This window comes from Limnobacter alexandrii (genome assembly GCF_005871185.1).
Taxonomy (GTDB): domain Bacteria; phylum Pseudomonadota; class Gammaproteobacteria; order Burkholderiales; family Burkholderiaceae_B; genus Limnobacter; species Limnobacter alexandrii.
Genome location: NZ_SWKN01000012.1, coordinates 22351 through 41797 on the forward strand (window position 1 = coordinate 22351; position 19447 = coordinate 41797).

Consider the following 19447-nt stretch of genomic DNA (forward strand, 5'->3'; position numbering starts at 1 on the left):
CTTCAATCCTCGGTTACTTTTGACCAAGCAACTCGCGAGCACTTTCAATTACCTTGGCTGCAACTGCTTCGGCATTGACCTTGAACTCGCCTTTGCTAATGGCCTCTTTGATCTCGGCCACTTTCTCGGCATTGAACGGCGCACCTGCTGCGCTCAGTTCACTGGATTGCCCGGAAAGCTTGGCTACTGCGCCTTCCGAACTGGTTTTTTCTGTGGAGCCAACCGTTGCCGACTTGCTGCCACCTTGTGGCTTGGTCAACTTGTCGATCGGGTTGCTTCCCGGGTTTATTCTGTTAATACTCATGATGTCCTCCGCATTGGGCAGAGCCTAAGTGGGTTTCGTATGTTTTCTTAACGGCTCGATTCCACCTAACTTTAACGAATTCTCGAAAGAATTCCTACTTTTTGGGGGGTACACCTACAAACTAACCTCAACCAGCAAGGCATCGCGTGCCACCCCGTGAAGAATTTTGCCCTGGGCTGTTTTGATTTTCACCACCTCGCCAAGCTCAGCTTCACCCATTGCCACTGCCGTGCCTCCAATTGCAAAGCCCGGTCCCTTCATCATCACTTTGACCGTGTCGCCGTTTTTTACCAAAGCCTGACCGCGCAAATAATCGTGTTTCAACAGCGTGCCTGGCCACAGTTGTCGTGCAGCGGTCTTGTTGTTTAAATGTGCAAGGTCACTGACCCAGCCATGACTAAGCTGGCTCAAGTCCATGGTTCGGAACTCAACATCATTCAATCCCACGGCTTGCCCGGATTGAACCGTGGCTTTCACCACCAGAACGGGTGCCCATACTTTCACATCAACACCCACAAAAAAGGGTGCGGTGTCCGAGCCTACACATTGCACACGCACATAGGTGCGCCCCCACATTTTGTTGCCCGCAGTATTGGCAAACAGTGCGGCAGGGCATTGCAGGCTGCCAATTCGTTCATCTGCTTTGACAAACTTCACATCCACACTGGCGCCGGGTGGCAGCAGCGCAGGGTCCACCAGTTCGGTCAGTTGGGTTTCAGTCACCCAGCGAGAACTGTCGGCCTGCGCAGCATTGGCTTGAATAAGCACCAGGCCTATCAATGCGTGAAATGCGATGTTAAAAAAAGTGTGAAATTTCATTCAAGTTCTGGGCGTTGCTGCCGTAAAAGTCACTGTAAGAAATAATTTCTGCCTCGATGACAACATCCTAGGCGGGAGCTTGCTGCACCCTAAGCAGAAAAAGAGCACCCTTTCCCCCCTTTATCTTCACTTTGATTTGACAGCATCAATTCAATAATCCATTCATCCGTCCGTGTATGAAGGATTCAACGATGTTGGACAAACTTACTGATGCAATGCAGTTCTCTGCCGAGGCCCTGAAACTCAGAGCGCGTCGGCAAGAGGTATTGACCTCCAACATTTCCAACGTAGACACCCCCAATTACAAAGCAGTCGATTTCGACTTTCAAAGTGCACTGAAAGCAGCCACAGGCGAGAAGGGCTCCATGGGAACACCTTCAAATCCTGGCATGGGCAACGGCGCAGGTGCATTGGCGGTGACCCACCAGGGCCACATTACCGGCAAAGGCAATGCGGGCATGACCACTTCCGAGATGTTGCAGTTTCGCCGTGGCAACAATGCCGCCATTGACGGCAACTCGGTCGACATTGACCGCGAGCGTGCCGCGTTTGCAGAAAACACCGTGAAGTACGAAGCCGCCCTGCGCACCATCAATGGAAGAATTTCTTCCTTGAAGCAGGCCATGGGCTCGGGCAACCAATAAGGCATAGGGGAAACACATGTCGCTATTCAACTCTTTCAAACTTGCCGGTGGTGCCATGCAGGCACAAACCACGCGCTTGAACACAGTGGCCAGCAACCTCGCCAATGTCGACACCGCAGCAGGCGATCCCAATTCGGTTTACCAGGCCCGCAAGGTGGTGTTCGAGGCGGTGCTTCAAAAGGCCGCACCCGGCAAGGCCTCGCTGGCCGAAAACGTGCAGGTCAAAGACATTGTTGAAGACAAAACAGAAGCCAAGAAGATGTTTGATCCCAAGCACCCGATGGCAGATCAGGATGGCTACGTGTACATGCCAAATGTGAATGCAGTGGAAGAAATGGTGGACATGCTGGCTGCTTCCCGCAGCTACCAGACCAATGCTGAAGTCATGAACACCGCCAAACAGTTGATGTTGAAAACCTTGAACATGGGCAACCAGTAAGGAGCAATGAAAAATGACGATTGATGTAACTTCCGCACTGGGTAACAACAGCGGCGCCACAGCAGCCAAAAAGAGAGTCGATGAGAACAGCCCTGAAGCGATTCAGGAACGTTTCATGTCCTTGTTGGTGGCCCAGTTGAAAAACCAGGACCCACTGGCCCCGATGGACAACGCGCAGGTCACCAGCCAAATGGCGCAATTGAACACGGTCACCGGCATCAACAAACTGAACACCACCATGGAAGGTGTGTCCGCTTCGCTGAATGCAAACCAAACCATCCAGGCCACCAGCATGCTGGGCCGCGCGGTGCTCACCGAGGGCAGCGACCTGACCTTGGTCGATGGCAAAGCCGTGGGCTCCATGGAGTTGAATCAAAGCGTCGACATTCTGCGTGTGAATGTGCTGGATGCAGGTGCCAATGTGGTTCGCACCGTTGACCTGGGCCCACAGTCCAAAGGCACGCACCAGTTTGAGTGGGACGGCAAAAGCAACGATGGAAGCACCCTGCCAGTCGGGAATTACAAGTTCGAGATTGAAGCAAAAGCAGCAGGCAAGGACGCCAGCGTGACACCTCTGACCCTGTCTGTGGTTCAGGGCGTGCGCAATGCCGGCGCGGAAGGCACCAAACTTTTAACCAGCAATGGCGGCGAAGTCAGCTTCGCAGACATCAAGCAGGTTTTCTAAATTAAAGATTTTTCAAGGAGTCAAACATGGCTTTTTCAGCAGGCGGTAGTTTCCAGCAGGGTTTGAGTGGTCTGAACGCGGCACAGCGTGGTTTGGAAGTGATTGCAAACAACGTGTCCAACGCCAGCGTGGTCGGCTTTAAAGGATCCGAGGCAGAGTTCTCTGATGTGTTTGCCCGTGCCTTCAACGGCGCGCGTTCCACCAATGGCATTGGCCTCGGTACCAGCCTGGCTGCGGTTACACAAAACTTCAAGCAGGGCAACATCAATGTGACCGGCAATCCTTTGGACCTGGCCATCAGTGGCACCGGTTTTTTCAAGGTGCAGGCAGGCAACGGTGACAACATTTACACCCGCAACGGTCAGTTCACCTTGAACAACGAAGGCGTGATTGTGAACTCTCGCGGTGACAGGTTGCAGGGCTTCCCGGTGGATGCCGCCACAGGTCGCCCATCCGATGTGGCGCAAAACATTCTGGTTCCACGTGGCAGCATTCCTCCGGCTGCTACACGTTCAGGTCGTCTGGAATTGAACCTGGATGCACGTGCTACAGCCATTGATCCTGCACTGACATTCGATCCAGCCAACTTGAACACCTTCAACAACTCAACATCGATGACGGTGTATGACGAGTTGGGCGGCGCGCACATTATGGCGGTTTACATGCGTAAGGAAGCGTCGAACGATTGGTCCGTATTTGCCACCGTCGACGGCACGCAAGTGGACATTGGTGCGTCACCCGTGGCAGTAACTGCTGCGCCAGCGCAATCCACTTCAGCCAACCTGCAATATGGCGTCGATGGTTTGCTGACTACACCCAACACCGGCAACCTGACTGTGGACATGTCGCGTTTCGTGACCGCGAGCGGCGTGCCGTTTTCTTCCACTGGCACTGCACCCAACCAGTTCACTTTCAATATGAGCAACACCACGCAGTACGGCAGCTCATTTGTGGTGCAAAACCTGGGTCAAGACGGTTTTGAGTCTTCTCCATTTGCGGGCTTTGATGTGGGCGCCAACGGCATGCTGACCATCAGCTATGCAAACGGCCAGTTGGTAAACCATGCGCAAATTGGCCTGTATCGCTTCCCGAATCCCGAAGGCCTGCAGCCAGTGGGTTCAAACGGCTGGTTGGCTACCAACTCGTCTGGCCCCGAACTGGTGTCGCTGAGTGAAGACACTGCCTTCGGCATTATTCAGTCGGGCGCTTTGGAAGAGTCGAACATTGATTTGACAGCTGAATTGGTTGCGATGATTTCCGCACAGCGGGTTTATCAGGCCAACTCACAGACCATCAAAACACAAGACTCGATTTTCCAGACCATTACCAACCTTCGTTAATGTGAACTGAAGCGGGATTGCACACATGGACAAACTGATTTTCCTGGCCGCCCAAGCCGCCAAAGGCACAATGTCTCGCCAAGAGAACATTGCCAACAACCTGGCCAACGTGAACACGCCCGGGTTTCGGCAACAACTCATGGCGTTTCAAAGTGCGCCGGTCACCGGCGAGGGCAGTGGTTCCCGAAGCTTTGCGGTGGAAACCAGCATTGGCTTCGATACCACGCCAGGACAAATCCAGTCCACGGGTCGGGAAATGGACGTGGCCATTCAAGGCGAGGGCTGGTTTGCAGTCAACGACGCCAAAGGCAACGAGGCCTACACCCGCAACGGTTCCTTTCAACTGGATGGCCAAGGCAACCTGGTGACCCAGGAAGGTTATTCAGTCATCGGCAGCAATGGCCCGATCAATGTGCCGCCAGATCATCGCTTGTCGTTTGAAGGCGATGGTTCGGTGTCTGCGATTCCGCTGGGTGGCGACACCAATGTGGTTCAACTGGGCCGCCTGAAACTGGTGAATATCCCCGAAGGTGAAATCAACCGGGGCGACGACGGCTTGTTCCGCGCCGCCAACGGTGACCCCGCGGAAGCCGATTTGAATGTGCGTGTTGCAGGCGGCTTCATTGAAAGCAGCAACGTGAATGCAGTGGACATGATGGTGCAAATGATCACCGCAGCCCGCCAGTATGAAACCCAAATGAAAATGATCAGCACGGCCAAAGAAAACGGCCAGGCCGCCAACAGCCTGTTTGGCATGAACTAAGGAGAAACCCACCATGATGCGTTCTTTGTGGATTGCAAAAACAGGTCTGGATGCCCAGCAAACCCAGCTTGATGTTATTTCCAACAACCTGGCCAACACAGCCACCAACGGCTTTAAACGCTCGCGCGCTGTGTTCGAAGATTTGTTGTATCAAACACTGCGCCAGCCCGGTGCACAAACCACCGAGCAAACTCAAGTGCCTTCTGGCCTGCAAATTGGTACTGGTGTAAAGCCGGTTTCAACGGTGCGTAATTTTGCGCAGGGTAACTTGCAGCAAACCGGCAACACGCTTGATGTCGCCATCAATGGCCAAGGTTTCTTTCAAGTGCAAATGCCCGATGGCACCACCAGCTACACCCGCGACGGCAGCATTCAGATTGACGCCAACGGCACCCTGGTCACATCCAACGGCTATCCTGTTCTTGGGCCAGTCACCATTCCCCAAGGCGTGCAGGAAATTTCCATTTCTCAGGATGGTGTGGTGTCTGCCGTGGTGCAGGGCCAGGTACAACCTCAGGAACTGGGTCAAATTCAGTTGGCCAGTTTTGTGAACCCGGCCGGTTTGTTCAGCATGGGCCAAAACCTGTATTCAGAAACAGCGGCTTCTGGCGCGCCCACACAAGCTGTGGCGGGTACCAACGGCGTGGGTTTCATCTCCCAGGGTTTCGTGGAAACATCGAACGTGAATGTGGTGGAAGAACTGGTGGGTTTGATTCAGGCCCAGCGCGCTTACGAAATCAATTCCAAGGCAATCTCCACATCTGACCAGATGTTACAGCGCTTATCTCAGCTTTGATTTTTAAAACCTCAGTCACACTGAACGTGTTCTGATGGAGTGTATGGCATGAAAAGTTTGGTTCTAATCGGTTTAACGGCAGTGTTCTCGATAACTTTAGGGGCTTGTTCAACTTTCGCACCGAAAGTTGACATGCCCGAGAAAACAACCGTGCCGCAACCGGTGCAGCAGCCGGACCAACTGGCCATGGCTGCCCCCACGGGTAGTCTGTACAGCCCGGCCACCTATCGCCCCCTGTTTGAAGACCAGCGCGCCCGGTTTTTGGGTGACACACTGACCATTCAAATTATTGAACAGATCAACGCCGCGCAAACCAACTCCATGAGCGCTTCCCGCAGCGACTCTGCCAGCATTGATATTCCCTTGATTCAAGGCTTCTTTGGTAGCCGTGACTTGCGTGCAATCAACGGCAGTGCCAGCAGCGACAAAGACTTTTCTGGCGAAGGCTCCAGCCGCGCCGCCAATACACTGACTGGTTCCATCACAGTGACCGTGGCCAGCGTGCTGCCCAACGGCAACTTGCAAGTGGTAGGCGAAAAACAGATTGGTACCAATCGTGAAGTGGAATACCTGAAATTCAGCGGCGTTGTGAATCCCATTACCATTTTGCCCGGCAATGTGGTGCCCAGCACCAAGGTCGCCGACGCACGTATTGAATACCGCGGGAAAGGTGCCTTGGACTCTGCCACAGCCATGGGCTGGTTGAGCCGCTTTTTCCTGACCGTGTTGCCTTTCTGAACTGGACCTCACCATGAAACGCATTTCCTTGCCGGAATTGAAAGACCGAATTATCAAAGGCGTTGTGCTCGCCTTGACCGCCGCTGCGGTCATGGCGTTTGGCACACAAGCTGACGCACAAACCCGAATTCGCGACCTGGTCACCGTGTCTGGCGTGCGCTCCAACCCAGTGTATGGCTACGGCATTGTGATCGGCCTGGATGGCACCGGCGACCAAACCACACAAACACCATTTACCAGCCAAAGCATTGTCTCCATGCTGCAGCAGTCGGGCATCACCTTGCCACCGGGTGCCAATTTGCAATTGAAGAACGTCGCTTCGGTCATGGTCACCGCCAATCTGCCTGCCTTTGCGCAACCCGGCCAGGCCATCGATGTCACTGTGTCCTCCATCGGCAATGCCAAAAGCCTGCGTGGCGGCATGTTGTTGATGACCCCCTTGAAAGGTGCAGACGGTCAGGTATACGCACTGGCCCAAGGCCAATTGATTGTGGGTGGTGCAGGTGCTTCTGCAGGTGGTTCCAAAACAGTGATCAACCACTTGTCAGCAGGCCGTATTCCGGCGGGTGCCTTGGTTGAACGTGAAGTGGCCTCGCCCTTCCTGCTGGGAGAAACCCTGCAGCTGGAATTGACGACAACCGATTTTTCCAACGCCATTCGCGTGGCCGAGGCAATTAACAACAACATGGGCCCGAACGTGGCCCAAGCGCTCGACGGCCGCACCATCAAGGTTCGTGCACCCTCCAACCCCAACGACCGCGTGGCGTTTTTGTCGCGTGTTCAGGAACTGAGCATCAACAAAGCCATGGGCAGTGCCAAGGTCATTGTGAATGCACGCACGGGTTCGGTGGTCATGAATCAGGCCGTGATGCTGGAAAGCTGCGCCGTGGCACATGGCAACCTCACCGTCAAAATTACTTCTACCCCGGTTATTTCACAACCTGCGCCATTTGGTCAGGGCGAAACCGTGGTGACTGAGGTGGCCGATATTCAAATTTCCGAAGCCGGTGGCGAGTTGATTGAGATCAAGGGGGCCGCCCAGTTGTCCGATGTGGTCAAAGCCTTGAATGCCTTGGGCGCTACGCCCAGCGATCTGATCTCGATTTTGCAGGCCATGCAAACCGCTGGCAGCCTGAAAGCTGAACTTGAGGTGATCTAAATGACGCCATTGTCGAACAAGCCGCTTGATACCCAGCAAATGCTGTCCATGGACTCCCGCAGCCTGGAAGGCTTGAAGCGCGGTGCGCGCTCCGAACGGGGCAGCGAGGAGTTCAATGCAGCAGTTGACAAGGTGGCCGTGCAGTTCGAATCCATTTTTCTGCAGATGGCCTTGAAAAGCATGCGCGATGCCACACCCGAGGGCGGTTTGTTCACCGATTCCAGCACCAAAACCTATCAGGGCATGTACGACCAGGAACTGGTTCAGAAACTGTCGGGCAAGGGTTTGGGCCTTGCTGGCGAAATTGCACGGCAGTTAAAAGCCGGTGCAGGCGTGGGTGGCGAGCAAACCATTTTCCCGCCAGGGCAGATCAAGAAAGACTTCCCCTCAACTTTCCCGAAAACTGACCGTTAAGTCGTTCAAGACACCAAAGGATCCTGAATCATGTCTAACTCGGTTTACGGAATTGCGCTCAGCGGCCTGAATGCGGCCCGGGCAGGGCTATCCACCACCTCGCACAACATTGCGAACAGCAACACCGTTGGTTTTAATCGCCAGCAGGTGATTCAACAGTCGCGTCCCTCCACGGGCAGCGACATTGGCTATATTGGCCAGGGCGTTGACATTGCTTCCGTGCAGCGGGTGTATTCCGATTTCATCAATGCACAGGAACAGAAAGCCACATCCGATGCGGCTTTTTACAATGCCAAGGCGCAGCAAATTGCCCGTGTCGACGCCATGATCGCCGACGATGCGTCGGGCTTGTCCAGTGCCCTGAGTATTTTCTTTGGTGCCGCGCAAACCCTGTCGACCAATCCGGCCGATCTGGCCGCGCGTCAGAACTACTTGTCCTCGGCTGGAACCCTGACTTCGCGATTCAACGGTTTGAATACGGTGATGGACGAATTGCGCAGTGCCACCAACCTGAAAGTTCGTGACACGGTGGAGCAGCTGAACAACGCCACCTCGCAAATTGCGGCGTTGAACAATCAAATCGTGACCGCCTTGAACCAAACCTCCAATGGTGGCCCACCCAATGATTTGATGGACCGCCGGGACAAATTGATTCTTGAGTTGTCCCAGCAGGTACAAACCACCCGTGTCGACATGAAAGACGGATCGACCAATCTGTTTTTGGCCAATGGGCAGTCTTTGGTTGTAGGTACAACTCAATTCAAGGTTCAAACACAGGTTGATCCTCAGGATCCACAAAATTTGCTGGTTGGAATGACAAGCAAAGTCAACGGACAGGATCGTTTGCTGGCCTTTGATTCTGGCAGCCTTGGCAATGGTGCACTGGCAGGTTTCCTGAGCTTTCGTGAAAATGAACTGACCGAGTACCAAAACACCATTGGCCTGCTTGCCGCCCGAATTGGCCAGGCAGTGAACGATATTCAAACCACCGGTGTAGACCTGGACAACAACCCAGGCAGCGCCCTGTTCAGTTTCGGCAACAGCGGTAATTTTGTAACTGACATTTCCCGCGTTGTGCCCAATATCAACAACAGCACAGCCAACCCGACGCAAATCACCATGCGTGGTCTTGATTTGTCCAAGCTTGGGCCCGCCGAATACGAAGTTCAAATTGTGGGCAGCCAGCCCCGTTATCGCGAGATGGGCTCAAATGGTCCGTTTGTTCCTGCCGCATTGGTGACTGACCCAGGCGGTGATTACTATGAAATTCGCGACCCCGCAGGTGCACCATTGCTCAGCTTCCAGTTGAGCAATGCCACGCCGCAGGAAGGCGATCGTTTTGTGCTGATGCCTGTGCGTGAAGCCGCCTTGAACATGCGCACTGCGCTCAATCGGCCTTCTGAGGTGGCAGCGTCTTCCGCCGTCAACCCCAGCATCGGTAACAACGAAAATATTTTGAAGGTCGCTGCGTTGCAGACTGCACGCACCCTGTCTCAGTCCAATAACTCAGCGGGAGTTTCCATTTCGGACGGGTTCAACCAATTGGTCAGCCGCGTGGGCAACAAAACCCGTGAATTCAATCTGGCTGCAGAGTCACGCGAGACCGTGTTGAACCAGGTGGCCGATTCACGCGATGCCTTGCAGGGCGTCAACATGGATGAAGAAGCGGCCAACCTGATCAAGTTTCAACAGGCTTACCAGGCTTCCGGGCGAGTTATTTCACTGTCCAAAGAATTGTTTGATCAAATCCTCAGCATGTTCTGATCGGGTTTCAAGGAAAAATTATGGCAATCGGCAGAATCAGCACCAACCAGTACTTCAAGCTCAGCACCGACCGCATGAGCAAGCAACAAACTGAACTGGTCAAATTACAGGGGCAGCTGGCAACAGGGCAGCGGGTGCTGAAACCCTCGGATGACCCTTTGGCCATGTCAGTGGCTTTGGGTGCCAAAGCGGGTGTGAAAACCATCGACAGCTATCAAAGCAACATCACCTACGTGAACAACCAGTTGGGTCAAATGGATGTGGCCTTGCAATCGGCTTCGGACATCATGGTGTCCATCAAGGAAGCATTTTTGCAGGCAGGAAATGCAACATTAAGCCCTGCTGATCGGGAAATTATTGCGCAAGACATTGAAGGCCGCATGGAAGAGTTGCGCGGTATTGCCAACCGCACAGACGCCAACGGTTACTACATGTTCTCAGGTACGTTTCAAGACCGGGAGCCATTCCAGACTCCCGGTGGTGCAGTATCCGGCACGTTTTTGGAAACCACCACGGCAGCTGCTGGTGAAGCAGTGATTGGTCGAGAAATTCAAGTGGCCAGCGGCCGTTTTGTAAACCTGAGCATTACAGGCCAGGACGCCTTTGTAGACCCGAATACGAATGAAGATGCCTTTGCGATTCTTCGTGATGCGGTGGCTTTGTTGCGCAATCCTTCTTACCCCAATGGTCAGGAGGGTGCCACGCCCCAAGATACTTACTTGAAAGCGTTTAACGACAAGGGTGCACAGCTCGACAACATTTTTGACCAGGTGCAAATTTCCCGCACCAAAGTGGGTGTTCGCCTGCGTGAGGTTGAAACCCTGCAACAGATTAACCAGGCTGCCCAGTTGGAGCTTGAACGCGTTGCCGGTGAGGCGGTGGGGCTTGATTATGCCAAGGCCATCAGCGAGCTGTCTCAGGGCCAATTGCAGCTTCAGGCTGCGCAGCAAAGCTTTGCGAGTACCTCGCAGCTGACCTTGTTCAACTTTATTGGTTGAACTTGAAGGGTAACCGCTGCTGTTTCCTGCTGGTTTCTTGCCCACTCGGCATGGGTGACTCGTGCCGCATGTAACCGGTGACTCTTGATCTGAACTTGAAGGGTCACCGCTGCCCGAAAACTTGGCATTTCGGCCTGTCTGCTTGAGTCTGCACTAAGCCAAGCCCTCCAAAAGTAACGGTCGGGTCTTGGCTTTCGCGCATGGGCGCGATCGTTAGTCTCTGCGCGCCAAGCCGGCAAGTTTTCTGACTGGTCATCGTGCGACCACTTGCAAGTTCAGCTCTGCATCACCGCTGGGTTCAACGCCCAATTGGCGGCGGTGTTTCGATCGCCTCGCCTTCAAGAAAACCTGCCCGTTTGAATTCACCCGCTACGGTCGGCCAAAGGCCGGCACCGAGACTCGGCCCGCCCTTTTGCCGAGCGAGGTGAGTCAGGGTGAATCTCAAAAAGGGAAAACCAGGTTTTCAGGCGAGAGATTGAAACCCAAGCCGATCGGGCAGTTAACGAGCGGTCGAGTGAGCAGCAACCCAAGCCGATCGGGCAGTTAACGAGCGGTCGAGCAAGCTTAAATCAGCCCGTTCTCCAAGGCATAGCGCGTCAGTTCACCATTGGTTTTCATGCGCATTTTCTCAAGAATCCGTGCCCGATAAACGCTCACAGTCTTGGGGCTAAGTGACAATTCATCCGCAATTTCACTTAACTTTTTGCCCGCAGCAATCATCCTGATGGTTTGAAATTCACGGTCACTCAGCGTGGCATGCAGGGGCTTCTCAGAGTCCTCAGTCAAGTGGCTGGCCAGTGATTCTGCAAGCTCGGGGGTAATGTACTTGCGGCCCGCAGCAATTACCTGGATCGCATCCACCAGTTTTTCAGGGGCGGTGTTCTTGGTCAAATACCCAGAGGCTCCAGCCTTCAGGCAACGCACAGCGTACTGGTCTTCCGGGTGCATCGACAGCATCAGGATTTTCAGGGCAGGGTATTTGTCTTTCAAAATTTTAACAATGTCCACACCGTTTTTTCCTGGCATGGAAATATCCAGAATGGCCAAGTCAACCTCATGCGCGTTCATGGCCTTCATGATTTCTGAATACTCGCCCGCTTGGGCCGCCACCTGAACAAATCCTGTGTCATCCAGCAACTGCTTCAGGCTTCCCCGAAGCAATGCATGGTCATCTGCCAGCAGCACCTTAATCATTTCCCGCCTCACCTGTCTGAATGCTTCTTGGTATGGACACCATGACCGTTGTCCCGGACCCAAGGGATCCGCTGACATCGACCCAGCCCTCGAAGGCTGCAACCCGTTCTTGCATGCCTCGTAGGCCGAACGATGTTTCTTTTAATTTATCAGTATTCTCGATTCCGCGACCATTGTCACGAATCTCCAATGTTAATTCACTTTCTGTAACAAACAACTCCGCGTCAACCCGCGTTGCTTGCGCGTGTTTCACAATGTTGGTCAGGGCTTCCTGCAGTATTCGGAACAACGCGGTGCTTTGTTCGCTGTCCAGGTCCAGTTCGTCCACATTGCACTGGAATGTGCCTTCAATCTGAGTGCGTTTCTGAAAATCGTTCATCTGCCATTCAAGGGCAGGAATCAAGCCATAATCCAGAATACCTGGTCGCAGGTCTTTGGCAATCCGCTGGCTGCTCGCAAGCAAGTGCTCTATCAATTCAAGCATGTCATCGAGCTTTTCCTGAACTGCTGACTCAGACGGCACGTTCTTGTTCAGCCAGGCCACATCGGCTTTCAGCTTGGTCAGCGAGCCGCCCATGTCATCATGAATTTCACGGGCAATTGCACCGCGTTCCTGCTCACGGCGTTTCTCAAACTCGGTGGTCACCAGGCGCAACTCGGTTTGTGCGCTCAGCAGGCGTTCTTCAGCCTGTTTTCGATCCGAAATGTCCAGCAATACGCCGTCCCACACAAACATGTTTCCACGTAGTTTGGCCACTGCATTCATGTACACCCAGCGGGATTCCTTTTTGCCGTAATTTTTGATCCGGCCCTCCCAGCTCACAGCCACGCCGGGTTTCGGAGGGTCCATCAATTGCTCGAAAAGAACCGCTGCATCAGCAGGTTCAAACTGCTCGAAAAAGTAATGTGGATTTTCCAGAAACAGGCGGGTGGGCACACCGAAAAGCCTGACTACCCCTTCGCTAACAAAAGGCACTGTGGGGCGCGGCATCGACGGGCCCGACTGCATCTGAAAAATAATGCCCGGAATATTCTCTGCAATTGCAGCAAATCGCCGCTCAGATTCCCGCTGAGCCTGTTCCGCTGCCGCAAGGCTGCGGCGTTCATTGGCTGCCCTCAGCGAACGCTCTATGGCGGGCACCAGGCGCGCCATTTTGTCCTTCATGAGGTAATCGTCGGCACCGGCCCGCATGGCATCGACGGCCACATGTTCGCCAATGCTGCCAGACACAATAATGAAGGGAATATCCAGCCCCGAATCGCGCACCACGCGCAAGGCTTCCTCAGACCCGAAGCCTGGCAAATTGTGGTCAGAAATAACCACTTGCCACTCCTCGTGTTCAAGGCACTTTCGCAGGTCCTCCAGGCGGTCCACCCGCGTGGCCGTGTACTTCAGTCCGCCCTGTTTCAGGCGGTAGCACATCAACTCAAAGTCCGAATCATTGTCTTCCACCACCAGAACTTTCAATCCACCATCTGAAAAGTTACTGATGTCCAACAATGAAGGGGGCAGTCCTTTTGTATTACTCATTGTCTGTTCGCTTGTTGTTGGTTTTTATTGTTGTGTGCAGGATCAAAGCGAGAGATAACGCCCTTTCAAGGTTTTAATCCTTGCATTATTTTGTTCATCTTATCGGAACATATCAGGGTATAGAACTCATTCGCGTTGGGGCACCTCCCAAATTGTGTTAACCCCGCGACAAAGGCCCTGATGAATCGTCCTCCCGTAAAGTTTGAATTTTCCAAATCAACCCACGCCAGCGACATGGTGGCCGGCGCCAGGCAGGCAGCCGTTGCTGTTAACCGCAGTTTGCAAAGCGACGACAGCGCAGACCGTGAGTTTGAATTCAATGACAAGGATTTTGCGCGGGTACGCGCACTCATCCTGAAAATAGCGGGAATTTCACTGGCACCCAGCAAGCAAAGCATGGTGTACAGCCGCTTGGCCCGTCGCCTGCGTGCCTGCAATCACGGCCGGTTCTCCACCTACCTCGACGCGCTTGAATCCAATTCAAGCAACCCGGAGTGGGAGCACTTCACCAATTCACTGACCACCAACCTGACCTCGTTTTACCGCGAGGCGCATCACTTCGAGATTCTGAAAAAGCAACTGCAATCGCTTTCGCGCAATGCCCGAATCGAGTTGTGGTGCAGTGCCGCCTCCACCGGCGAAGAGCCCTACACCATGGCGATTACCGCCATGGAAGCCTTCAACAGCATGAACCCGCCTGTGCGTATTCTGGCCACAGACATTGACACCAAAGTGATTGAGCATGCCAAAAAGGGTGTGTACCGCCTGGATCAGGTCGACAAAATTCCCGATGACATCCTGCGAAAGTATTTCCTGAAGGGCAAGGGCGAAAGCGAAGGGCTTATTCGCGTACGCCCCGAGGTGCAAGCATTGTTGACATTCCGAAAGCTGAACCTGATGGACAATGTATGGTCCCTGCGACCCGGCTTTGATGCCATTTTCTGCCGAAATGTCATGATTTATTTTGAGAAAGACGTGCAGTTGCAAATCCTCAAGCGATTCGCTCCCCTGATGAATCAGAACGGCCTGTTGTACGCGGGGCACTCCGAGAATTTCGCCATGGCACGCGACTACTTCACCTTGCGCGGTAAAACCGTGTACACCGTCAATGCCGACAAAGCCGCGAAAACCGGCACCGGCGGAGAAGGGTTGGCGCGTCAGGTCACCGCATGAGCACAGGGCTACTGATTTCACCGTCTGCAAGCACGGCACCAGTTCTGGTGAAAAAAGTCATCATGCCTGGTGATTATTTTGTGTCTTGGGCACCTGCTGAAATTGCGACTCTTCTGGGTTCCTGTGTATCCGCGTGTGTGTGGGACAGCCACCGAAAAATTGGGGGCCTGAATCATTTCATGTTGCCCGACTCACCCTCCGAGGCACGCACACTCGCCGACAAAACCAAATCGTTGCGCTATGGCTTGTACGCCATGGAATGTCTCGTTAACGATTTGCTGACCATGGGCGCCAAGCGAGAGCACCTCAGCGCCAAAGTATTTGGTGGTGCCAATATCACAGGTGCACTCAACACCCAACACGTGGGCCGCCGCAACGCGGAATTCGTGATCGAGTTTCTGAAGAAAGACAAAATCAGAGTAGTTGCATCCGATTTGGGTGGGCCTCACAGCCGTCGAATTCGCTTCAATACCCAAACCAGTGCGGTGCGTGTGGAACGCGTGGCCAGCGCCAACTCAGCGGCGTTACAGCAGGAAAAACGCTACAGCGAAAAGATCAACAAAGACCCCGTCAATGGCGACATTGTGTTTTTCTAAGGGCTCGTGAAATGAACAAAATCAAAGTATTGGTGGTAGACGACTCCGCCTTGATCCGGAACCTGATGAGCAAAATCATCAATTCACAGCGCGACATGGAAACCGTGGCCACAGCGCCCGATCCATTCATTGCCAGGGATCAAATCAAGAAATTCAATCCTGATGTGATTACACTCGACATTGAAATGCCAAAAATGGACGGCATTGAATTTCTGGAAAAAATCATGCGTTTGCGGCCCACGCCCGTGTTGATGGTGTCTACGCTGACAGAACGCGGCACCGACGTAACCTTTCGCGCCCTGGAGCTAGGAGCAGTTGATTTCGTGACCAAACCCAAACTGGACATTAGCCAAGGCATGATCGACTATGCCAATGAAATTACCGACAAAATCCGCGCCGCTTATGCAGCACGTTTCCGCTTGAACCGCTTGCCACCGAAACCCGCAGTGCAAGCACCCGCAGCACAAACTGATCCCGTCACCGGCATGGTTGTGCCAGCCGAGGTGGCCAAGCCGGTGCCCACCAACAATGCATTGGGCAATCGATTTGCAGCCACAGAGAAGCTGGTGTTGATTGGTTCTTCCACAGGTGGCACCGAAGCCATTCGAGTCATTCTTGAACAGTTGCCCAAAGACAGCCCTGCGATATTGATTACCCAACACATGCCGGCTGGTTTCACCAAAAGTTTTGCAGATCGCTTAAACCAGGTGTGCAATATCACCGTGAAAGAAGCAGTGCACGGTGAACGCGTATTGCCCGGCCATGCCTACATTGCACCGGGTGACAAACACCTGTTGTTGGGTCGCAGTGGTGCCAACTACATTTGCCAACTGTCCGATTCCGAGCCAGTCAATCGTCATCGTCCCTCTGTGGAAGTGTTGTTCAAATCGGGGCAGGAAGTGTCGCCACGCAACATTGTGGGCATCATGCTCACAGGCATGGGCAAAGACGGTGCACAAGCCATGGCCGACATGAAAAAAGCGGGCTCTTACAACATTTGCCAGGACGAAGCCAGTTCTGTGGTGTTCGGCATGCCGCGTGAAGCAATTGCTTTGGGAGCGGCCGATGAAGTGGTGCCATTGAACCTGATTGCCAAGCGCCTTCTCGATTACCTCTCGAAAATTGGCGGGCGTTCAGCAGTTCGAATTTGATTCAGCAACGCTCGGCTTTTTCCAGCCAAGCTTTCAGGCTGTCCATGTCCATGGGCCGAGAAAACCAGTAGCCTTGCAGCCTGTCGCAGCCCATCTTTATCAGGCTCTCCCGTTGTTCTGCCGTTTCAATACCCTCCGCATGCACAATCAGGCCCAGCGCATGTGCAAGGTCAATTACTGCTTTCACAATCATGTGGCTGTTCTTGTCCTCCAGCAAATCCATCACAAAACTTTTGTCAATTTTCAACACATCCACGGGCAGTTGGCGCAGGTAGTTCAGCGAGGCATACCCTGTGCCAAAATCATCCATGGCAATGTGCGAACCCTGTGCCTTTAGTTTGTTCAGCGCATCCACCGTGCGGGCCATGTCATCAATCGCAGCTGATTCGGTAACCTCAAATTCAATCCACTTGGGGTCTAGTCCTGCATTGCGAATGGTTTGTTGCGCTTTGGCCGGAAATTCAGGGTTCAACAATTGACCCGCCGAGCAATTGACCGCGCACCACAGCTTGTGGCCTTGCTGGTGTAACTCCAGCACTTTTTTGCTGCTCGATTCAATCACCCAGTCACCCAAGGCATCAATCAAGCCCGAATCCTCGGCAACGCCAATAAACTCGCTTGGCATGATCCGGCCCAGTTCCGGGTGGGTCCACCTCACCAAGGCCTCAAGGCCGCAAATACGACCGGTTTTAAGGTCTTCAATGGGCTGAAAGTCCAGCACCAACTCGTTGCTCTCAATGCCTTTGGCCAAACCCAGTTCAATGGTTTTGCGTCGCTTGGCGAGGTCATGAATTTCCGCATCAAGAACATTCAGCAGTTCAAGTCCACGAGACTCAATCACATGTGCCACTGATTGCGCATGGGTTACCAATTCCGCTGCATGTTGCCCATGCAGGCCGGGGCGTGCCAGCCCCAAACGCATATTGGGGCGAACTGCAATGTTGTCGACCATGAACACGCGGTTCAGGTTGGCTTCAAACTCGCAAAGTGTATCCGCAATCAGGGTGTTGTCCGTACCCCAGTCCAGTTTGTTCGTTAACACCACCAGCACATTGTCTGACCATCTGCACAAAATATCCTGCTTGAAGGTGTCCCGAATTCGCTCCACGATCTTTTCCAGCATATTGCGTCGAATGCGCGGGTCTACTTCCGGGCGGCGCGCCTGGTTTCTAGACACATTCACACTCAGCAGGCACAAGTCGTTGTCATCGCCAGAATTCGTGCTCAGTCCCGACAAGGTTTTCACCAAACCCTGGCGGTTCAGGAAACCAGTGGCTGCATCGAAATACACTGCGCGTCTGTGGGCTTGCTCCAGCAGCAGCTTTTCCCGGCGAAGCCGGTGGGTGTGAATTTCCCTGCGAACCGCAGGAATCAGTCGTTCGGGTTTGGATTTCTCCACATAATCGCGCACGCCCTCGTGCATGGCTTGCACGCCCAAAGCATCGCTGGCCAAACCCGAGAGCAAGATCATTGGTGTGTCAGGCCGCAAGCGCTGAACCATTTCAATGGCCTTCTCGTGCGTCAGTTGCGGCATCGAATAGTCGCAGATCACCAGGTCGGGTTCAATGTCGTCCAGCGTGCTCCTCAGCGTTTCCTCACTGTGCGCGTGGCGAACAACTGCCGTCTGCCAGGTTTTGGTCAGTTGCCGTTTGATCAATAGAAAGTCATCGTCGCTGTCGTCGACAACAATGATTCTGGGCGCTTCCTGTTCTGTTGTCATTGAAGGTTTTATGATGGTGTTATTGGCAAAGAAACAGCCACTTTCCTGTATCCTGCACACTTCTGCAGAGGCTGTCTAGTCGGGCAATTCACGAGAAAAGACATGAGCAAGGCTTTCACGAAAGAAAACGATTCAGAATTTGAGGACGACGGTCCAGAGGCTGGCCCCGCACTTCCACAAGGTTTGAAAAACTACATCACGCCCAAAGGCTATCGCCGGTTGCGCGATGAACTCACCCACCTTGTAAAAATTGAACGACCCGAGGTTGTTTCGGTGGTCTCTTGGGCGGCGTCCAATGGCGATCGCTCTGAAAACGGCGATTACCTGTACGGGAAAAAACGCTTGCGGGAAATTGATCGTCGAATTCGTTTTCTCACCAAGCGCACTGAAATTGCCGAGGTGGTGGACCCAGCCACGCAGCAAGAACTTGAGAGCATTTTCTTCGGCGCCACCGTCACCTACATCAATTCAAAAGGCGAGGAGCTGACTGTAAAAATTGTGGGCGTGGACGAGGTGGACACTGCCAAAGGGCACATCAGCTGGATTTCGCCGGTGGCCCGTGCTTTGCTGAAAGCGAAAGAGGGCGATGTGGTGCACCTGATGACGCCGGGTGGTCGGGATGAGCTTGAGATTGTTGACGTGCGGTATGTGATCGACTGAGTGTGATCTGAACTAGCAGGGTCACCGCTGTAGTTTCTGCCAACTCGGCACGGGTTACTTGTGTCGCATGTTACTGGTGACTCTTGATCTGAACTTGAAGGGTCACCGCTGCCCGAAAACTTGGCATATCGGCTTGTCAGCTTGAGTCTGCACTAAGCCAAGCCCTCCAAAAGTAACGGTCGGGTCTTGGCTTTCGCGCCATGGCGCGATCGTTAGTCTCAGCGCACCAAGCCGGCAAGTTTTCTGACTGGTCATCGTGCGACCACTTGCAAGTTCAGCTCTAAGTCACCGCTCGGTTCAGCGTCCAATCGGCGGCGGTGTTTCGATCGCTTCGCCTTCAAGAAAACCTGCCCGTTTGAATTCACCCGCCACGGTCGGCCAAAGGCCGGCACCGAGACTCGGCCCGCCTTTTTGCCGAGCGAGGTGAGTCAGGGTGAATCTCAAAAAGGGAAATACAGGTTTTCAGGCGAGAGATTGGAACCCAAGCCGATCGGGCAGTTAACCGGCAGGCGAGAGATCGGAATCCAAGCCGATCGGGCGGTTAACAAGCGGCCGAGCG

20 protein-coding genes are annotated in these 19447 nt (G+C 53.7%); 15 read left to right on the forward strand and 5 right to left on the reverse strand.

Annotated features, from left to right (window positions below; genetic code table 11):
* Window positions 1-13: 13 nt before the first annotated feature.
* Together flgM and flgA are read right to left on the reverse strand one after the other, a co-directional pair.
* Window positions 14-304 (reverse strand): flagellar biosynthesis anti-sigma factor FlgM, encoded by a 291-nt coding sequence (gene flgM, locus FCS97_RS15215; RefSeq protein WP_138519296.1) that lies wholly within the window; start codon window positions 302-304, stop codon window positions 14-16.
* 114 nt (window positions 305-418) lie between these two features.
* Window positions 419-1123, reverse strand: coding sequence for a flagellar basal body P-ring formation chaperone FlgA (flgA, locus tag FCS97_RS15220; RefSeq protein ID WP_138519297.1), 705 nt, complete (start codon window positions 1121-1123; stop codon window positions 419-421).
* Between the two features lie 191 nt (window positions 1124-1314).
* Here flgA and flgB point away from each other — a divergent pair, with 191 nt between their 5' ends.
* Genes flgB through flgL form a run of 11 tightly spaced genes read left to right on the forward strand, consistent with a single transcriptional unit; the run spans window position 1315 to window position 10863 of the window.
* A complete protein-coding gene (gene flgB / locus FCS97_RS15225) occupies window positions 1315-1767 on the forward strand; it encodes a flagellar basal body rod protein FlgB (RefSeq protein ID WP_138519298.1) in 453 nt (150 codons plus the stop codon).
* A 16-nt stretch (window positions 1768-1783) separates the two neighbouring features.
* Complete coding sequence (gene flgC, locus FCS97_RS15230; RefSeq protein WP_138519299.1) at window positions 1784-2206, forward strand: flagellar basal body rod protein FlgC; 423 nt, start codon at window positions 1784-1786, stop codon at window positions 2204-2206.
* Between the two features lie 13 nt (window positions 2207-2219).
* A complete protein-coding gene (locus FCS97_RS15235) occupies window positions 2220-2891 on the forward strand; it encodes a flagellar hook assembly protein FlgD (RefSeq protein ID WP_138519300.1) in 672 nt (223 codons plus the stop codon).
* 26 nt (window positions 2892-2917) lie between these two features.
* Window positions 2918-4231, forward strand: coding sequence for a flagellar hook protein FlgE (gene flgE / locus FCS97_RS15240; RefSeq protein WP_138519301.1), 1314 nt, complete (start codon window positions 2918-2920; stop codon window positions 4229-4231).
* 25 nt (window positions 4232-4256) lie between these two features.
* Window positions 4257-4994, forward strand: coding sequence for a flagellar basal-body rod protein FlgF (gene flgF, locus FCS97_RS15245; RefSeq protein ID WP_138519302.1), 738 nt, complete (start codon window positions 4257-4259; stop codon window positions 4992-4994).
* A 13-nt stretch (window positions 4995-5007) separates the two neighbouring features.
* On the forward strand, window positions 5008-5790 hold the full coding sequence (gene flgG / locus FCS97_RS15250; RefSeq protein ID WP_138519303.1) for a flagellar basal-body rod protein FlgG: 783 nt from the start codon (window positions 5008-5010) through the stop codon (window positions 5788-5790).
* Window positions 5791-5838: 48 nt separating this feature from the next.
* Window positions 5839-6528: a flagellar basal body L-ring protein FlgH gene (locus FCS97_RS15255; RefSeq protein ID WP_246066398.1), complete on the forward strand. Its 690-nt coding sequence runs from the start codon at window positions 5839-5841 to the stop codon at window positions 6526-6528.
* 13 nt (window positions 6529-6541) lie between these two features.
* Entirely contained in the window at window positions 6542-7687 is a 1146-nt protein-coding gene (locus tag FCS97_RS15260) for a flagellar basal body P-ring protein FlgI (protein WP_138519304.1), read from the forward strand.
* Window positions 7688-8101 carry a rod-binding protein gene (locus FCS97_RS15265; protein WP_138519305.1) on the forward strand — a complete coding sequence of 138 codons (414 nt, stop codon included), beginning with the start codon at window positions 7688-7690 and terminating at the stop codon, window positions 8099-8101. It begins immediately after the preceding gene.
* Between the two features lie 30 nt (window positions 8102-8131).
* On the forward strand, window positions 8132-9865 hold the full coding sequence (gene flgK / locus FCS97_RS15270; RefSeq protein WP_138519306.1) for a flagellar hook-associated protein FlgK: 1734 nt from the start codon (window positions 8132-8134) through the stop codon (window positions 9863-9865).
* A 20-nt stretch (window positions 9866-9885) separates the two neighbouring features.
* Window positions 9886-10863 (forward strand): flagellar hook-associated protein FlgL, encoded by a 978-nt coding sequence (gene flgL / locus FCS97_RS15275; protein ID WP_138519307.1) that lies wholly within the window; start codon window positions 9886-9888, stop codon window positions 10861-10863.
* Between the two features lie 564 nt (window positions 10864-11427).
* On the opposite strand, the gene FCS97_RS15280 is transcribed toward flgL, so the two are convergent.
* Together FCS97_RS15280 and FCS97_RS15285 are read right to left on the reverse strand one after the other, a co-directional pair.
* Window positions 11428-12057, reverse strand: coding sequence for a response regulator (locus FCS97_RS15280; protein ID WP_138519308.1), 630 nt, complete (start codon window positions 12055-12057; stop codon window positions 11428-11430).
* The gene (locus FCS97_RS15285) at window positions 12050-13588 is read right to left on the reverse strand and encodes a hybrid sensor histidine kinase/response regulator (RefSeq protein ID WP_138519309.1); all 1539 of its coding nucleotides are present in this window, start codon (window positions 13586-13588) and stop codon (window positions 12050-12052) included. Before FCS97_RS15285 ends, FCS97_RS15280 begins: the two co-directional genes overlap by 8 nt.
* A 180-nt stretch (window positions 13589-13768) precedes the next feature.
* Here FCS97_RS15285 and FCS97_RS15290 point away from each other — a divergent pair, with 180 nt between their 5' ends.
* The 3 genes from FCS97_RS15290 to FCS97_RS15300 are packed head-to-tail and all read left to right on the forward strand — an operon-like array spanning window position 13769 to window position 16508.
* Window positions 13769-14761 carry a CheR family methyltransferase gene (locus tag FCS97_RS15290; protein ID WP_246066399.1) on the forward strand — a complete coding sequence of 331 codons (993 nt, stop codon included), beginning with the start codon at window positions 13769-13771 and terminating at the stop codon, window positions 14759-14761.
* A complete protein-coding gene (locus FCS97_RS15295) occupies window positions 14758-15357 on the forward strand; it encodes a chemoreceptor glutamine deamidase CheD (protein ID WP_138519310.1) in 600 nt (199 codons plus the stop codon). The genes FCS97_RS15290 and FCS97_RS15295 overlap by 4 nt, the downstream gene beginning before the upstream one ends.
* A gap of 11 nt (window positions 15358-15368) precedes the next feature.
* On the forward strand, window positions 15369-16508 hold the full coding sequence (locus tag FCS97_RS15300) for a protein-glutamate methylesterase/protein-glutamine glutaminase (protein WP_138519311.1): 1140 nt from the start codon (window positions 15369-15371) through the stop codon (window positions 16506-16508).
* Window position 16509: 1 nt separating this feature from the next.
* Here FCS97_RS15300 and FCS97_RS15305 read toward each other — a convergent pair whose 3' ends face one another.
* Window positions 16510-18228 carry an EAL domain-containing protein gene (locus FCS97_RS15305; protein ID WP_138519312.1) on the reverse strand — a complete coding sequence of 573 codons (1719 nt, stop codon included), beginning with the start codon at window positions 18226-18228 and terminating at the stop codon, window positions 16510-16512.
* Between the two features lie 102 nt (window positions 18229-18330).
* Here FCS97_RS15305 and greB point away from each other — a divergent pair, with 102 nt between their 5' ends.
* Entirely contained in the window at window positions 18331-18888 is a 558-nt protein-coding gene (greB, locus tag FCS97_RS15310; RefSeq protein ID WP_138519313.1) for a transcription elongation factor GreB, read from the forward strand.
* Window positions 18889-19447 lie beyond the last annotated feature (559 nt).

Bases quoted from the DNA above. Each gene is read 5' to 3' on its own strand.
- flgM (WP_138519296.1), bottom strand. From the start codon at position 304: ATGAGTATTAACAGAATAAACCCGGGAAGCAACCCGATCGACAAGTTG.
- flgA (WP_138519297.1), bottom strand. From the start codon at position 1,123: ATGAAATTTCACACTTTTTTTAACATCGCATTTCACGCATTGATAGGC.
- flgB (WP_138519298.1), top strand. From the start codon at position 1,315: ATGTTGGACAAACTTACTGATGCAATGCAGTTCTCTGCCGAGGCCCTG.
- flgC (WP_138519299.1), top strand. From the start codon at position 1,784: ATGTCGCTATTCAACTCTTTCAAACTTGCCGGTGGTGCCATGCAGGCA.
- FCS97_RS15235 (WP_138519300.1), top strand. From the start codon at position 2,220: ATGACGATTGATGTAACTTCCGCACTGGGTAACAACAGCGGCGCCACA.
- flgE (WP_138519301.1), top strand. From the start codon at position 2,918: ATGGCTTTTTCAGCAGGCGGTAGTTTCCAGCAGGGTTTGAGTGGTCTG.
- flgF (WP_138519302.1), top strand. From the start codon at position 4,257: ATGGACAAACTGATTTTCCTGGCCGCCCAAGCCGCCAAAGGCACAATG.
- flgG (WP_138519303.1), top strand. From the start codon at position 5,008: ATGATGCGTTCTTTGTGGATTGCAAAAACAGGTCTGGATGCCCAGCAA.
- FCS97_RS15255 (WP_246066398.1), top strand. From the start codon at position 5,839: ATGAAAAGTTTGGTTCTAATCGGTTTAACGGCAGTGTTCTCGATAACT.
- FCS97_RS15260 (WP_138519304.1), top strand. From the start codon at position 6,542: ATGAAACGCATTTCCTTGCCGGAATTGAAAGACCGAATTATCAAAGGC.
- FCS97_RS15265 (WP_138519305.1), top strand. From the start codon at position 7,688: ATGACGCCATTGTCGAACAAGCCGCTTGATACCCAGCAAATGCTGTCC.
- flgK (WP_138519306.1), top strand. From the start codon at position 8,132: ATGTCTAACTCGGTTTACGGAATTGCGCTCAGCGGCCTGAATGCGGCC.
- flgL (WP_138519307.1), top strand. From the start codon at position 9,886: ATGGCAATCGGCAGAATCAGCACCAACCAGTACTTCAAGCTCAGCACC.
- FCS97_RS15280 (WP_138519308.1), bottom strand. From the start codon at position 12,057: ATGATTAAGGTGCTGCTGGCAGATGACCATGCATTGCTTCGGGGAAGC.
- FCS97_RS15285 (WP_138519309.1), bottom strand. From the start codon at position 13,588: ATGAGTAATACAAAAGGACTGCCCCCTTCATTGTTGGACATCAGTAAC.
- FCS97_RS15290 (WP_246066399.1), top strand. From the start codon at position 13,769: ATGAATCGTCCTCCCGTAAAGTTTGAATTTTCCAAATCAACCCACGCC.
- FCS97_RS15295 (WP_138519310.1), top strand. From the start codon at position 14,758: ATGAGCACAGGGCTACTGATTTCACCGTCTGCAAGCACGGCACCAGTT.
- FCS97_RS15300 (WP_138519311.1), top strand. From the start codon at position 15,369: ATGAACAAAATCAAAGTATTGGTGGTAGACGACTCCGCCTTGATCCGG.
- FCS97_RS15305 (WP_138519312.1), bottom strand. From the start codon at position 18,228: ATGACAACAGAACAGGAAGCGCCCAGAATCATTGTTGTCGACGACAGC.
- greB (WP_138519313.1), top strand. From the start codon at position 18,331: ATGAGCAAGGCTTTCACGAAAGAAAACGATTCAGAATTTGAGGACGAC.